This is a genomic window from Candidatus Njordibacter sp. Uisw_058, assembly GCF_047730065.1.
GTDB lineage: Bacteria > Pseudomonadota > Gammaproteobacteria > Pseudomonadales > Balneatricaceae > Njordibacter.
The window spans coordinates 503,273-520,156 of record NZ_CP159829.1 but is presented as its reverse complement, the minus strand read 5'-3'; the positions used below and the strand labels follow the sequence as shown (position 1 = coordinate 520,156).

At 44.7% G+C, this 16,884-nt stretch carries 9 protein-coding genes; all 9 read right to left on the bottom strand.

Annotation, left to right across the window (positions count from 1 at the left end):
• Positions 1–34 precede the first annotated feature (34 nt).
• Entirely contained in the window at positions 35–4,051 is a 4,017-nt protein-coding gene (locus ABXT59_RS02455) for a beta strand repeat-containing protein (RefSeq protein ID WP_443637472.1), read from the bottom strand.
• Positions 4,052–4,392: 341 nt separating this feature from the next.
• Positions 4,393–5,220: an MBL fold metallo-hydrolase gene (locus ABXT59_RS02450; RefSeq protein ID WP_443637471.1), complete on the bottom strand. Its 828-nt coding sequence runs from the start codon at positions 5,218–5,220 to the stop codon at positions 4,393–4,395.
• Positions 5,221–5,233: 13 nt separating this feature from the next.
• Positions 5,234–6,496, bottom strand: a complete 1,263-nt coding sequence (locus tag ABXT59_RS02445; protein ID WP_443637470.1) for a tetratricopeptide repeat protein — start codon at positions 6,494–6,496, stop codon at positions 5,234–5,236.
• 2 nt (positions 6,497–6,498) lie between these two features.
• A complete protein-coding gene (locus tag ABXT59_RS02440; RefSeq protein WP_443637469.1) occupies positions 6,499–8,349 on the bottom strand; it encodes a CHASE2 domain-containing protein in 1,851 nt (616 codons plus the stop codon).
• Positions 8,350–8,465: 116 nt separating this feature from the next.
• On the bottom strand, positions 8,466–10,637 hold the full coding sequence (locus ABXT59_RS02435; protein ID WP_443637468.1) for a FecR family protein: 2,172 nt from the start codon (positions 10,635–10,637) through the stop codon (positions 8,466–8,468).
• Positions 10,638–10,831: 194 nt separating this feature from the next.
• Positions 10,832–13,195, bottom strand: coding sequence for a glycosyltransferase family 4 protein (locus tag ABXT59_RS02430; RefSeq protein ID WP_443637467.1), 2,364 nt, complete (start codon positions 13,193–13,195; stop codon positions 10,832–10,834).
• Positions 13,192–14,220, bottom strand: a complete 1,029-nt coding sequence (locus tag ABXT59_RS02425; RefSeq protein ID WP_443637465.1) for a glycosyltransferase family 4 protein — start codon at positions 14,218–14,220, stop codon at positions 13,192–13,194. The genes ABXT59_RS02430 and ABXT59_RS02425 overlap by 4 nt, the downstream gene beginning before the upstream one ends.
• Positions 14,217–15,656 (bottom strand): class I SAM-dependent methyltransferase, encoded by a 1,440-nt coding sequence (locus ABXT59_RS02420; protein WP_443637464.1) that lies wholly within the window; start codon positions 15,654–15,656, stop codon positions 14,217–14,219. The genes ABXT59_RS02425 and ABXT59_RS02420 overlap by 4 nt, the downstream gene beginning before the upstream one ends.
• On the bottom strand, positions 15,653–16,882 hold the full coding sequence (locus ABXT59_RS02415) for an ABC transporter ATP-binding protein (RefSeq protein WP_443637463.1): 1,230 nt from the start codon (positions 16,880–16,882) through the stop codon (positions 15,653–15,655). Before ABXT59_RS02415 ends, ABXT59_RS02420 begins: the two co-directional genes overlap by 4 nt.
• Positions 16,883–16,884 lie beyond the last annotated feature (2 nt).

The window sequence follows — 16,884 nt, the reverse complement described above, 5'->3', positions numbered from 1 at the left end:
CCCACCCTACAATTTATCCACACTACCGAAGTCGTTAAGCAATATATGCGAAACTTGTTGTCAGGAACGTTTCCGCACCAGTTACACCCGTTAACTGAAGGATGTTCGTAACTGTAATATCAGAAAAGTTTTGACCGTTAGTGGTTGTAGCCGCATCAGTCACATAAGCTAGGTACGAATTAGCCGTATCATCATATATGACGAGGAAACCATTACCAGCGGTCAGACCACCAGACGTTCCAAGCTCGATAGCAGTTGCTAGCGTAGCTTCGGTATAAGCAACCGCACCTGCAATGGAAACCACATCAGAAGCCGCGTTACCAAAGTCATAAGTCGCAGTACCCGCGGCAGTTACCACACCGATGCTTGTTGCAACAGCGACAGCGGGACCAGAGTTGTCAGCCAACTGAAGTGTACCAATTAAGGCGTTAATGTCACTAAGGTCAACCTGAACTTCATCCTCACCACTGGCTACGATGAACGTTGCCACAGTGTCCGCCGCAATGGCTCCACCGGTTGTCATGATAATGGTATCTATCGCACCAGCTGCACCTAAGGTAATAGCATCAAGACCAAGACCGCCTTTAATGATGTTAACACCATTATCACCCGTAATGGTGTCAATACCAGTACCACCCGTAATGGTAACTGCGGAAGTACCACCATTGGTTGCGGTAATAGTCAGAGCATTGGTAAAGGTACCCGCATCAATCGCAATTGCACCAGTAGTGCTTGCATATACGTTAACAAGAGTAACACCGGCTGCAGTACCTAAAGGACCTATAGTCAAATCAGTGTCTGCTCCAAGTGATACTGTTTCTGTCGTAGAAACATTGGTAAAGTCCGCATCAACTATTGCTCCTGCTGAGACTAATTTTAAAACATCGACACCAGTACCGCCAACAACTGTATCAGCTGATGTTAAGGTATCGGCTGTTTCAAAGAAAATGGTATCAATACCAACACCACCAGTAATACTTTGAGTAGTACCTGCAGCCGCTGCACCAGTAACATTTATACTTGAAGTTGCATACTCTGTAACGCCACCAATGCTTATAGCCAGCGTACCAGCTGTTGAGGCATCCGCATCTATTAACAGAGTATCTGTGCCAGTGTTCATTGCACCCGTTACTGTTATACCCGTTGTAGTAACCACGTCGTTGACTACAATGTCATCGGCCAAGATACCACCCGTTAGAGCAAGAGTTAATCCAGTTCCTGCAGCAGCATGAGTAACAGTAGCCAAAGCAGTACCGTTCGCTTGCAATTGAGAAAGGGCTAAAGTCGCAGAAGTTAAAGCAGTGATTGTGCCTGAAGCGTTAACACCACCAATAGTATTACCTACGTCAAGGTTAACAGTCTTACCAGACATAGCACCAAGAGAAACAGCACCCAAAGTACCAGCCATGTTAACTACAACATCACCAGTAACACCAGCAGAAACCGCACCCGTTTGAGTGTAAGCGCCAGTTCCGCTATTGGTAAGCGTCAACCCAGCTGTAGTTGTTACAGTAGCAAGGGTAACGGCACCAACGGTATTAGATGTATCGATAACAGCAGACCCAGAAGTGACAGCACCAACATCAAATGTACTTGCACCACTATTGGTAAGAGTAGTAACGCCGGTTGCATCTACAGTAGCCAGGTTAACCACACCACCCGTTCCTGCTGTGCTTACAGTTACGTTAGTACCTGTAGTTGTAGCACCAATATTGCCAAGCACTACAGTACCAGTTACCGCATTGGCGTCGACTGTTATGTCATAGCCAGCACCAGTATCAATTGTACCAGTAGTAGCACCACCCTTTAAGCCGCTTGCATTAACGGTTATGGCATAAGCATTATCACCACCGATGTTACCAACCTGAAAAGATGAAGCCGTTGTACTCGCTGCAGAACTAGTAAGACCAGAACCTTTAACAGTTAAGCTTGAGATCGCAGGCAACGTTTCACCGACTAAATCAAAAAGACCGTCATTGGCGGTTAAGTCCGCTGTTTGAACTTTAGTCAATACAGAGCTTGACATATCAAAGGTTTTGCCTGAGACAACCGTGAGTTCTTCAAGAACAGCGGCATCTAGGACCATGGTACCCGCATTAGCACCGTTAGTGATCGTAGCATTTATTGCCTTAGCTACGGTAACAGTTGGAGTATCAATTTTACCATCAGCCACAATCGTTAAAGAAGTTGCTTTAGCGGCAGTTACGTCGCCACCGAAGACAGTTAGCTCAGCAGGAGTTGCAGCAGAGTTTTTACCCGATGCAACGTTGATTGCTAAAGATGTAGCTGCAGCAGCCACGATATCTGAGCCTGAGTTGTCGGTATAAGCACCAACGTTAACAGTTAAATCAGAAGTACCGGCAAAGGTCATTTCAGCGGCTGGTGTCTGTACTGTCTTAGCCGTAACAGACGCAGCATCAGCAGTATAGTTTAGTACGGTAGTACCTGTATGGTTAGATGAAATATCACCTGCATCAACAGTAGCACCTTTGGAATTAATCGTTAAGTCAATTGCGCCCATATTTACCATGCTAACTGCTTGGGCAACTGTAGACACTGACGATAAAGTAGAGAGCTCAGTTGTATTACTGCCCGACATAGTTAAAGCAGCGGTAGTAATAGTACCAAGAGCAAGGGTTTCAAAACCACTCATTGAATATTGGACTGTGCCACCATTCGAATTAAGCGTTAATGAATCCGTACCAGCTCCACCGACCAACTCCATGTTAGCAGCACCGTCTACTTCATCATAAGTAACCGAATCGGTACCAGTACCCGTTGAAATACTTGTCAAAGTAGATGTAGTAGCTGTTGAATCAACAACAATGTTACCAGTAGACGCAGAAGCATCAATACTTGTGGTAGATGTTGGAACAGTCGTCACCTTGACATTACCAGCACCAGTAACTGCCAATTTCAGCATGTCAGTACCAGAGAGTGCAACAACGTTATCACCTGTAGCCGCTAAGTTTACAGTCTCGATATCAGTCAGAGTTGCAGTTACTATTTTCTGCTCAGTTGCCGATGTTGCAGCGTCTTCAACTGTGCCTAGCGCGCTGATGGTAAAGGTCATCGCGTCTGTTGCACCCGTTAACTCTGCAGCACCTGTTGCAAAGGCTGCCGAGAACGAACCTGCCTTAGCATAATTAGACAACGTAATAGATGGAGTAACATCTAAGTCAGTAAGATTAACTAGACCTGTAGTTGCATCGATAGTATAAGCCGTTGCACCTGTAACGCCGGTCGCATCAAAAGTTCTAGCAACTGTTCCACTGTTTGTTAAGTTGATATTTTCAATATTTGAAACTGAACCCGCGGTTGCCATGCCCGTAAAGGATGCTGCAACAGTGACATTCAAACTATCTGTGCCGCCAGCACCATCAAGAACATCTGAAGTGCCTAGAGTCTTAGCAGAGGACAGGGTAGACGAAACACCAGTAAACGTATCATTGCCAGTACCACCAGTAAGTGCATCCGCACCAATAGTTAGTGCAAGCGTCTTAGGAGTTGCTGCTTCAGCAGTAGTAACAAGACCTGCAATAGATGTAGCAACATCAAAAGTGGCTGTAGCCGTAGTTGCATCAACTGTAGCTAGTAAGGTACGAGCTGTGGTTGCTGCAGCGTCACCGGCGTAAGCTGAAATTTCAGCCGCTGTGTTAACTGAAGTAGTGTAAGACTTAGCTACAGCCAACTTGTTAGTCAGGATAGTAGCATCATCACCTGTCGCACCGTCAGAAACGTTTAGGGCAATAGATGCGGCAGTCATAGTGCCTGCATCGAGTTGCGCTACGTAGTAAGCAGAACCGGCAGTGTCTGCATCACGTCCAAACATCTGTTGGAAAAGCGCGTTTACTTTAGCAGTATTGCTCAAGCTACCAAATAAGGTAGTGGCTTCGGCTGAGGTGCCAAATGAGGTCATGATACTAGCTAGGTTGCCATTAGCAGTAGTTAAAGCATCTTCCCAGCTGGCTAAACCAACAGGGTCCGCTGCTCTGCCGTAATAGGCAATATAAACTTGTTGTACTGTATCTGTGTATAGGGCATTCGCCATGACACATTCTCCTTAAATAATTATATGCAGGGGACCATTATTGGCACCTGAGCATAAACAAATTGATCAATTCATTTATCGTTGGATCCAGTTCAGGAGGCACAGCAGAAACGCGCACTTCCTTCACCATCTTCAACTTCGTTATTGTACCATGAGTATATGCAACTTTGGTGATAAGGATCACTTTGACAAATAAACTTAGTATTTTTATTATTTATGTTATTTATCATAAGGTTACGTTTATTAATTCAAGCAGGCCCATTTTTTAGTAGCATGCAAAAGCTAATAATGTGACCTTCATCACGTTGCATAAAGCCTGATTTATCAACTTATTAGCAGAATTAGCAGCCCAACTGGATCGACTGGCCCTGCCGAGCGAAGAATGAGGCTGGAAACACCTGCTTAGCCATGTTTTCTCGGGCTTGGATAAGTTGATCCGAACACTGCGGACCATGATGAAAAAATGCCAACTGATGTGCATTTGAACCCAATGCTAATTCAACACCCGCCTGCCACGTGGAGTGCCCATACCCTTTATTGGTGGCAAACTCCTGCTCATCGTAATTGGCATCATAAATTAATAATGTCACGTCTTTACAGAAATCAGCTAGCTCTTCGCACACACTGACACCCTTAGTGTCGTGCTCATAATCTGTAAGGTAAATAATGCTTGTGCCCTCTTCTGACAGGTCTATTCGATAGGCCATGCAACCACCAGGGTGTGCTAGCGGGTGGCAAGTCACTTTAACTTTTGGGCTAAGGCAAAGAGGCTGCTTTGGTGTGACTTTATGGAAGTTTTTGGTGGACGCAGTGTCTTGCATTTTAACGGGGAAATAAGGAGGCCCCATAAAACCATTGAGTCTCTGCTCTACTGGACCCATACCATAAAAGTTAATTTGACTTCGCGCCTGATACAAAGGGCCAAAGAACGGCAAGCCACTAAGGTGATCCAAATGGTAGTGGCTTAGGAAAATATGCAATGGCTGTTGTTCTTGAGCTTGGCTTAAAACCTGCCGACCTAGGTCTGGGGCCCCCGTGCCCATATCAAATATGATATTTAGCCCGTCGACTTGCACCTGCACACAGCTTGTGTGCCCACCAAACTGGGCGTACTTTACCTCACAGGCTGGAATTGAGCCCCTTACCCCCCAAAATGTCACTTTCATCATGTCAACCACTTCATTACTTAAATTCTTTCGTTATGCCAATTTCCATAGCTGCCGACCGAGTGCGGAAAAGTGCAATATTGCTACTTTGATCCTGCCACATTAGGTTTAGGTAGACACTTTTGTTTTTGCCAATTGGACGCCATAGGTTTGTGTTAAGCACTAATGTTTGGGTCTTTTTTTTCTTGTCACCAAAAACATTTGGACTATACGCAATCACATCTTCACTCACAGTGTAGTTCAATCCTGAGTCTAAATGTACGTCATTATGCACAGCCCAAGAAATGGTTGCGCCTAGAAAGCTTGAACGTGCTTTATATTTTTCTAACCCAACAAACCATTGCGCCCTATCCCCTAACCAAGGCGCGTTAGAGGACAGCTGTATGGATGCCTTGTCCTGTTGATCCAATTGTAGTTCTACAATTTTTGACGAAGGTAGCAATGTCGTTGCTTTTACACGCCAGTCTTGGCTTACTTGATCACCAAGGGTTAGAAGCTGAGTGGTTAGTGAAAGCTGTGATGGCTGTGCTAGGAATGTTAATGCTTTGGCAATAGAGAGCTCCATAGAAGCCGTGTTGTATTGTTGGCTAATGCCGTAAGTTTTGACTTTACCTTGGGCAGTTATTGTTAAGTTTGGCCAAGGCTGATCGGTTTGATTAGGATTACCCCATGTCCGCTGATGAGTTAAGGATGCATGATGATATTGATCGCCTATCGCCATGTTTAAAGCATCAATGTTAAGAGTTAATTTACCATTTACTGTATCAAGCTCGATTTGCTTTCCTAACAAACCTAAGTTCACATTATCGTTATACCCGGCACCTAACTTCACTTTAGTGGTCATGTAATGCAGGGGTTGCAACTGATCGTTGATTTTCATTCTGTAGTGAGCAATCAGTAGATCAACCCCATTAGGGTTCCCTTCACGCTGCGCCAAACTACTGAGCAACCGATCTGCCTGAATCAAACGGCCCACTTGGATAGCAGCTATTGCTAGGTCAAGTTGTGCTGCTAAGTTATTAGGGGCCAGCGTTACCACTTGTTCGAGCGCTATAAAAGCTTGCCGCTTGTGCCCTAACCTTAGTGCCAATAAGCCATACACATATAGATCTTTTGCTGAACTATTTAATTGCTGCTTATGCTGATTTAGCCATTGATATGCCTTTTCTGGCTGATGCCTTGCAAGTAGGTTTTCTGCGTGCTCAATGACTGATATCGAGTAGGCGGAATTGGTCCAAATACAAAGCATTAGTGCCAGCCATTTAATTCGTTGGTGCATGACTAACCTATATTGTTTATTGGCATGGTGGGCGTATAAATTGACACAGAATTTTTCCGACCGCGCAAATTAACCTCACCCAAACTCTTACAAACAATATTTTCTAATTGTTCAACAGTTTCTGAACCTATAATAATGCGACAACCCATGGTGCTACTCAATGCCTCCAAACGAGATGCTACGTTTACTACATCACCCATTACCGTATAACTGGCCCTATCTTTGGTGCCCATTTGCCCCACCATTGCAGTACCCGAATTGATGCCAATGCCATAATCGAGGGGCTGTGAATGCTGGTTAATAACACTGTCAGCCTTGTTAAAATGCAGCTCTATGGCAATTGCAGCATCAACAGCCTGTTGCGCATGACAGGTGTCATCCTTGCTATCCCAAAAAGCCATTACAGAGTCCCCCATATACTTGTCAATAGTGCCTCCATACTGCCCCACCACACTACTGACTTCCTGCATAACCAATGCAATGTATTGACTTACATCTACAGCGGCCTGTTGCTCAGACCATGCAGTAAAACCCCTTAGGTCAAGAAACATGGCCGTGACAGGCCTTTCTTTTGCTTCAAGAAGCTTATCATTTTTATCGATTGATGCTTGAGACACTACGCTCGGAACATAGCGCTCGAAGGACTTTGTCAAACGGTCTTTTTGTTTACCCGATATCTGCAAACTAAAGACTAAATTCATCACCAGTAAAGAGGCTAAATAGAAAAATGGTGGCAGCATGGGTGCGTTAAGGCCGACATAATGCCACACTAATAGGTTGGCCACAAACCATGCAACACCCAGTACTATCATAGTGACAATAATTGGCACTGGCGACAAATTACGAACAAATAAGATCGCAATCAATGCCAATAAAAACATCACCACGGCTTCATCCTGTGCCTGATTATCGCTAGTGGCCAAAAATCGACCATCTATCAGAGCAGACAGAACATGAGCATGTATTTCTACACCAGGCAACTGACTCGCAATTGGAGTCGCCACTAAATCATACAAACCGGTGGCCGTAGGGCCAATAAACACAATAGTGCCCACCATTTTACTCATTGGCACCCGCTGGGACAAGATGTCGCTGGCACTCACATAATTAAAGCCACCGCTATTATGGTGGTAGGGAATTAAAGATTCCCCTTTTCTGTCAATGGGGATGCGGGCTAAACCGGGCAAAAAAATGTCGTTATATTCGTCTAAGTTTAAATGCCAACTGCGATATCCCTCACTAATAGTTTCCCCTCTTTCGACAACAAGGGAATCTATACCAAATAACTGCCTTACCATAGCCATTGGTAGGGCTTCATAGTATTGCCCTTGATACTCAAAAATTGGAGTAAACTTTCTGATAACGCCGTCTGGGTCAACCACAGGGGATATGTGCCCAGCGACATAATTAGTTGGGAAAAAATCACCATTAGCAACATAACCTTGGGCTTGTTTGGTGACTAGGGTGTTACGCAATTCTACTTGCGCTGCTTCACCTAAAATGCCTTGAGCAAGCTTTGCTTGGGAAAAAACCATAGGTAACACAGTTCGGGTAGTTGTGACTGCGTCGGCAAGAAATGCGTCAGTAACAGAATCTTTAGCCTCTGGAAAGAACACATCTAAGCCGATGGCACTGACCTCGTAATGGTCTTTTAACACACGCAGCAAACGGGCAAGCTTTTCCCGAGGCCAAGGCCATCCACCCTCTGCCTTCAAGCTTCGCTCATCGATTTCTACAATGGTGATGCGATTGTCAACTTCGTCAACCATATATTGCTGGGTTTTCCAATCGTAGATGACCAGCTCCATCCGATCCACAAAACTTGGCCAAGCTTTCGCCCATGAAACTGCCACAATGAACAAAAGGATCAGAAAAGTTAGACCTATTCGCATTCCGTAGTTATTAGCTTTAATGTTGTTTAGTTACCAATTTTTTGTTGAAAGTTGATGAGTTACCCATGGCAATAGGCCTATTCAGGCATCCACTCCGTGGCTGCTACGACTGAGGAGGTGTCATTAATAAGATGTTCTAATAACAGTCCTACGCTGCTGCCGTTATCAGCCACCGCGCCAGCCACGTTAATGTTGCTACCTAGCGCAGATGATAACAACTGCCCAATGACACCCACCTCACCTTGTGCAAACAGATGTATAGGTGCTAATAATCTAGGCGCCGTCACATCCATTTGAGTGCTAAATTGTGCAGTTGAAAAATTAATATTGAGCTTAGCATCCGTAAGTGTAGCTGTGGTTGTTCCACCCTCAGTAACATGCAGTGCTTCATAACTTCCAAGACCAAAGTTAAAAGAATCGCCTATGGGCATTGCATGCGCCGCAGTAATCGGCTGAAACAACGCAAAATATGAGTTTTTGGCCACTAGGTCCAAGTTAGCTAGGTGGAGTCGTTCGATGACCTTATCATCTAGTGGTGCATAGTGTTCCCATCGACCCCAGTTAATTAATGCGTTGCCATCTGCCTTGTAGAGCGCTGGCGATGCTTCTAAGCGTGCTTCATCCCAAAATAAAGCAGTGTCATCAAACAATAAAAGCGCATCACCCTGAGCGCTCCCATTGTTATAATTGAATATAGTAGCTATTTGACCAGTCGCATTAATTATCAGGCCTTCTAGTGCCGCACTTTCATTAGCACCAAAGACCATACCACTCATATTTAAGCTCCCTGTGACGGCATAGTCTTGCTGACCATTGACCATATCACTTACTTTAATCTTTGCCTCAAAGACACCATTGTTATGGTTAATTTTGAACACTACATCTTCTATAACCATTCCATCACTTGAACTTATGATATTTGCATCGTGACTTTCGTAAGTTACGTTCATTTGTGGAAAGTAAGAGTTAAGAGGCAGCGTTGCAAGTGTTTTCAAACCTTCCGGATGGTACAAGTTGCTTGTCCCTAATTGAGCAATTGGTTCTTGCAGACTGCCAATGTAATAGTCGCTCCAGGCACCTATTGCTGCATCTGCTTGGGCTGCTTTCATACCGAATCCCTGCAAATAAGCGCCCACGCCAATCTGGGCCATTAGCGCTTCATAGGTTTGGCCTTTTTGCATGGCAATGATCCGCTCATCAAACATGGCCGCATCCTCACTGTCACTCCAAGCCAGCATGCCAGTCTGGTCATAAAAACGCATCAATGGTTGGCTTTGAGCGACAATATTAAACAAACCGTCTGCAATGTTCACCACCTTTCGATCTAATTTTTGACGGTAAGCTTGCTGAACACCCACGGCACTGGACAAACGGACAAGCTCTAAGGTATCTATTTGCAGCAACTCTTGAGCGACAACAGAGGGCAACAAGTTAAGGGCTTTAATTTCTTGCTCTGACATTTTTTTCTGTGACTCAAAGGTTAAAACATGCGAGGTGTCATCATTGAGACTTCCATCGTCGAGGTGACTCAGGTTGATGTTAGTGTCATATTTTTCTTGGGGGTGTGCTGGCGCAAATAGCGTTTCAATGTCACCGTTGAGCACTTGAACAGCTGCTTGGCCTTGCCTAACCACTAGAAAAGAGTTTGCTCGTTTGGCATTTAGGTCGATGACGTGATCACCCAAACAGGATCCTAGCTCAACCACAACACACCGCTCTCCATAGGGAGACATCGATATGCCCCCAGATGTAACAGCAACTTTCGTACTGCCTTGGTCTGCAGCAGCTATAAAATCTGTACCCCTTACACCAATGGCAGCCAGAGGGGTGTTCAATCTAAAGTTTTGTTTGTTCTCATCGGCAATGCGGCCAGAGATTGCCCTCACAGTGCCTTCTTTAAGAAACAGACGAACACGGCCATTCTCTGGCTTTGTCATGTCAAACATATATTCGTTTACTTCAAGTAAAGAATCTGACCGAACACCTAAAAATGCACCATCGGCCATGCGCAGATGAACATAACCATTAACGCCAGTGACAAGCCGATCCCCTGCCAACACAATGGAGCCCACCGTAGCTTTTTGTGGACCAGAAAGGCTGACCACGTATGCGTCGCCCACAGCAAAAACTACCTGACCAGCAACCAACGGTGAGGCTTCATCACTGGCTATCACAGGCACGGAGTTACCTAACATCATTAAAAGCGTTACTATCAGAATACACACGTTTTTATAACGTAACTTCGCCATTAAATACCCCAGGCTATAATGCCTAACACGCCATTTTTCATAGGAGAACCGCTTCCCAAATACATCTTAACACTCAAATCATTTTTTGACATTACTATCTCAATTTACGCATGATGCACATCATCTGAGTAAATGAATGTGACAGATGTCACATTTTTAAGTATACCAACAAAGAACCGTAGCTAAGGGCATGCCTAATGAATTGGGATTTTACCCAGGGTTTGGTTAATTACGCTCCAGCAGTAGTTAGACTTGCAGAGCAAAAAGGCGTTGTCTTGATACAGTGAGACATCATAAAAGTCGTTTATGACCTCGTTAAGGACAGATGAAATGCCTGACCTTTGAGCTAGAATTAAGTGTTTCTTATGTTCAAAATCCAACCCTCTGTTACCAAAGGGAGTAGAGATGATCAAAGTGCCTAGGGCTGCATACTCTAGCATTTTTAAGTTGGTACCAGAACCTTCCTCCATTGGATTTAGAGTCACGTCTGCTGCATGTATTAGGGTATTTTTTTGTGCCGAACCTACCACGCCAAATAACTTCATATTGGTAGGCACAACCTCTAATATAGGGTGGTTGCAAACACTCCCGAGTATTAATATATCTATATGTGGGCACTCTTCAGCGAGAGTTTTTAGCCATGCTACCGCTTCTATATTTGGCCCGTGCCAACTCCCTATAAATATAGCTGTGAAGCGTGTGAGGCCAAGACGTTTTTTAAGACCTACTTTTTGAATCGAAGTTAAAAAAGGACTGGCATGCAAATCCACACCATTAGGCACCACCAAAAACTTACCTGAATCAGCCTGGTAGAACTCCTGCAACTGTTTGGCATCATCTGCGCTGCAGGTATACACATAGTCACTATGTAAGCACGCTTGCTGCTCAACCTTCCACACTTGATTCAAAAGCTTTTCATGACCACTTGAGTTCAAAAGAATGGATTGTTTCATGGTGTACTCTACATTATGAGCGTCATACCAAACAGGCCCTCGCCATACATCCCTTATGGCATATAGGAGATATGGATGAGAGGCCACAAACACATCTGCAGTGCGCGCTAGGCGCGCCAGAACCCTAACTAGTTCTGGCGTTTTTCGATAGCCTTCTATTGCAGCGATGTCTGTGACTGATTGACCAGTTTGATGAGCTAAGTCAAAATCTAAAGCGAGATGCTCTTTGCTTTTAGGTACCAGTATTTGGCTAAAATTAGGAGCAAGCTGAGTCTCACAAGCATCTTCTATGCTGTTTGTTAGGCCTACAATGGTCACTCTGTGATTAGGTGCCAGATGGCGGTATAGCTGATAGATACGCTCTTGTCCACCACCAAGGGCAGGCCAAACCTGAAAAGGGGCTACAACAACCAAGTGTTTGTTTGTTGACTCTAATTCAGCCCTACGTTGCCCGCGCAATAACTGATGAGTTAACTGGTGCCAGCTTATACCCAAAACATCAGCCTGACCTTGCTGACCTAACTCATGGCCATTGTATTTTCCTTCTATGCACGCCTGCATGATATCAGTTAGGGCTGTTATGGTTGGCTCAACAATGAGTCCATTTTTTTCATGGCGGATGAGCTCTGTCACTCCTCCACTATCGACAGTAGCAATGACTGGGGTGGCCGCTTGCAGTGATTCTATGGTGATGAGTCCATAATCTTCCTGACTAGGAGTAAATAACACCCACTTTGCTTTACGGTATTCTTGCGCTAATTGAGCGTCTGTCACCCGGCCTATGAATTCAATTCTATGGTCTGATTGCGCCAGTTTTTTTAGCTCTTTCGTGATTGGCCCCTGCCCTGCAATCCGAAGTGTCCACAGGCCTTTGGTCAGCTTAAAGGCTTCGATTAGCAGGTCTATACGCTTACTACCTTCGTGCCTACTGGTGGTAAAAAAGCCACAACGGAGCTGCCCTTTGTCTGACGCAGGTTGTAAACTACTCGGATGGTGTAAAACGCTGACCGGTCTGTCTTCTGGAAAGTAATCCAAACGGTTTTTTACGGTGTTTGATATGGCGCTAAATGACTTTATTTTTTGCCCTGAAAACGAAAACTCATCCAGCCAATGAACCACAGCTCTTGCAAACGGGTTAGGGAGAGACATTATGTCTGAGTGTTCACTATCATTCTCTCCATAGGCAACTATATCTGTGAGCACAGCCCTTACGATGGCCTTTGTGGAAGCTGGGTTAGCGATGTTCCTTTGCACCAATTCAAGGGCGGCTGGCAGAGTGTCGATGGTTATACTCATCTGCGATGGATAAGTGTCATATAGACCACGCAACTTGTGCTGCAGGTATACGTGGTGGTTATCGTGCTGGGTTAACCATGCTGGGTATTTAGTGCTCAATACCATGTCAAAGTGCGATAAATTAAACTCTAGAAACGCTAAGTATGCCTTGGCCAGCTGATATAAATTATCTTCTCTTACAGGAACTTTAATGAGTTCTGCTTGAACATTTTCACATTGATTAAAGTGCGTCAGCAGGCCCATCCACAAATTTTCGGCACCACCCACCACAAAGGGAACTGGACTAGGGGCAAGAATGGCTATTTTCACAGAGGCCCCAGCAAGTTTTCAATAACATTGTCCCAACTAATATTGGCGGCATGGTATTTATTGTAGCCTGCTTGCCCCATAGACTTAGCTTTTTGTTTGTCTGCATAGAGCTTATCTATGGCCCTTGCAATAGTCCTAGGATCAGGATCACACACATATCCAGTGATTTGATCCTCAACGAATTCAAGTGGACCACCGGAGTCTTTACAGGTAATCACTGGCTTAGACGAGAGCATTGCTTCAAGGGTAATATAGCCATAATCTTCGTCTTTTGGAGCGAAGAATACTGCTAAGCATTGGGCATAGTAGGTGAACTTTTCTTGCTCACTAAAACGCCCTATAAGCCTTACCCTATCTCCTAGGTCGAACTTGTCAATCATCACTTGATAAGCTCCACGCTGCCCACCACTCCCACCTAGAATAATTTTTACTGGGGATTCCAAATACTGTGCTGCTTTTATCAGTAATTCTTGACGCTTGAGTTGTTCCAACCGACTGGGGAAAAATATAAAGTCTTGCGCTTCTTGGTTATAAAAGTGTTTCCAAGCATAGGGAGGATGGTACAAGGGAGCTGATTTAATTTGATTAAATTTCTGCAACCGTTCTGAAACACAGATGGAATTAGCGAAGACCTTTGCAGCTGCAGAAATGGTGCGGTTATCGTAGTCTACTATTTGATCACGTAACACCGTTTGCTGGCTTTTGGGGTCGTTTGGATACAAATCGTACGCTTCGCGATGTTGGTGCATTAACCAAATCACATGGCTATGATGGTGCACACCATACGCAGGAAATTGTAAGCTAATTACCCTATCTACGACTTGCCCATTAGGGCAGTTGTAGTTCTGAGACTCACAAAACACCATCAGGTTTGTCACTTCAGAGTTAGGATTAAATTGAAAAGGGAACCTTATGGATTCAACCTTGTGCCCTCTAATCCTCAGCTCTTTGATCAAGCCTTCTATATGATAATCTGCACCACCATGGATGAAGGGCACTGCATTGGCTGTAACTATAATGTTCATGGGGCAGCAAGAGCCTGAGGTTTAATTGCAATTAAACCATAATCTTGGGGCCCACATAAATGACCGTTGACTCGCTCTGTGAGCTCATCAAGCCCTTTAACTTTGGCACTTTCGGGGTAGGGATTTAGACGCTCTATTGCCAGTAACTGTAGGCCAAAGAACTTAGCGGTAAACTCCAAAAAAGTCGGTGTAATCGGGTTTAAATGTGTGGGGTCATGATAAAAAGTATGACTGCCTACCAATACGTTTTCAGGGTTTGGCGTTTCTAGTATCAACATTCCACCAGGGGCTAATATACGTGAAAATTGCTCAAACCAAAGGTAGTACTCTTTAAATGGGATATGTTCAATAACATGAAAGCTAGACACCAGATGTTGACTTTGTGGCTGCTGTTGCTGCATCCAAATTAAAGCGTCAGCTTGCTCAACCTGATGGCCTTGGACAAGGCAATGATCAATCATGACTTGGTTCAAATCAACACCTTGGGCAGCTATGTTAAATTGCCTCAGAAGATCCAGCCATTCACCTCTGCCACACCCTATGTCTGCCGCACTAGTTAGTGGGCCAAACGTATCAACTACCTGCTGTATGTATGGAGCGTATGCTTGTAATTTAGACGAGGTTGCTTCGTCTGTGCCACGACAGGCATCTTCAAAGGCGAGGTAAAAGGCATCAAATTTATGCTGCTCATTCAACTGACTTGATTTTATTGGCCCTAATTTGTCGCCTTGACGATCTCCCTCAAGACGGGACAATAGGCTATGAGTGTGCCCTCTGCTAATAGCCAAGTCACTCTGATTCACTTGCACCTGCATGCTCAGTTGCTTAATTTGGGCTGCCTGCAGCTCTGCTTGCTCTGCATAGGTTTGTAGATGCCGCTCTAAATAAAGGCTAGTGGCTTGGGCATGTTGATTTACAGCTCTTTGAACACTGAGCTGGTGACGCAGGGCTGGGTTTGAGCGATACCATGGTGCAAAAAAACGATCTAACTTGTCTATTGTGGCAGCAATATATCGGCTGTTAGGCAATATTCTACGCAAGCGCTTAAGTATGCGGTGCCATTTGAGACCAGCCACTACGATAGCGTTATTTTTTGCCTCATCCGATGATAATAAGGTGATCAATATAGATTCTTTAGCTCCACCATTACGCAAAAAATGCACGTAATCACTTAATCCAGTCTCATCTGCTGGCCTTTGTAATATACCAAGAAAGGCATTTTCAACAAATTCAAGATCATCGTAGGCAGTAAACTCGTCACGGTGATAGATGGATTTTTGACTAAAACTAATGACTGGCTCTAGGGATATGGTGGGTGCGGATTGTGGCGTAAGGGTGGTCGGCGCCTTGTCCAAATCATATGCAGCACGGTGCGCCACTTCCTTGCCAACATTTTGCATGATTTCATCAATGCTCGGAGTTTTTTCTTGCCTCATGATGCTACATCTCCTTGCAAATGCTGGCCGATGGTAATTTCAGTAGGCAGGTCACAGACACCACTAAACGGTGCTCCATGACTCCCTGCAACTTCAAAGGTGGCGATCCGGTCACACCAGTGAAAGCAATCCATTAAGTGATTTTCAGCAGAGTGCAAGGCCACGGTAATGGTGTATTTACCCGTTGCAATAGCAGCCATAACAGCATAGTTTACGGTTATTTCTTGACCGTCCTTTAGACTCATTGAATGGCCTTTTAGGTGCGTATTAGTGCCAAAAATGTCCTGCCCAAAGCGATCCCTTAGCATAATGCCAACGGTAATGTCTGGCAAGTTAGTGTTGGCCTTTATGTGCAGCTTGATATTTAGCTTTTCCCCCGATGACACTACATCGGTTTCTGATGTTTCGCCGGCTACGTCTATGGACATAAATTCGGCCAAGTTAGAGCCGTAGTTTTGTGAGCTCTGTGACCCTACTCTATTAACTGTTGAGGACTGATCCTGCTGGCTCTCTCTTGCCAACAGCCGGTTATATATATTCACGCCTTGTTCAGGATCACAGTCGGCGACTACTTGCCCCTGATCCAACACAATCACACGATCACACACCATCTTAACGGCATTTAGGTCGTGTGATACAAATACCAATGCACCACCTGAGTCGCGGTATTGTCTGATTTTTTTAATACACTTTTGCTGGAAGTAACCATCACCTACCGACAGGGCCTCATCCACTAAAAAACACTGGGGGTCTGCATGGATGGCAATGGCAAACGCTAATCGCATCACCATGCCAGAGGAATAGGTACGCATAGGTTCGCTGATGAAGTCATGTAGTTCCGAGAAGTCAATAATAGCTTGCCGTTTGGCTTCAACTTCTTGCTGGCTCATACCAATCAACAAACCATTGATGAGCACATTGTCATATCCTGTGAGGTTGTTATCAAAGCCGGTGCCCAGTTCAAGCAGGCCCGTTATATTCCCATCTATGCTTATGCTGCCTTGATCGGGCAATAGAACACCCGCCAGCATTTTTAGTAAGGTCGATTTGCCAGCACCGTTTTGGCCTAAAATACCGAGCGATTCCCCCGGTTTGAGTTCAAATGAAACAGATTCAATCGCTGTGTATTGACGATAATAGTGTTTTCTAAGCAAAAAGGATTTGAGCCGATCTGAAGGTCGATCATACAATTTATAAACTTTTCTTAATCCGTCGACTATCAGCATGA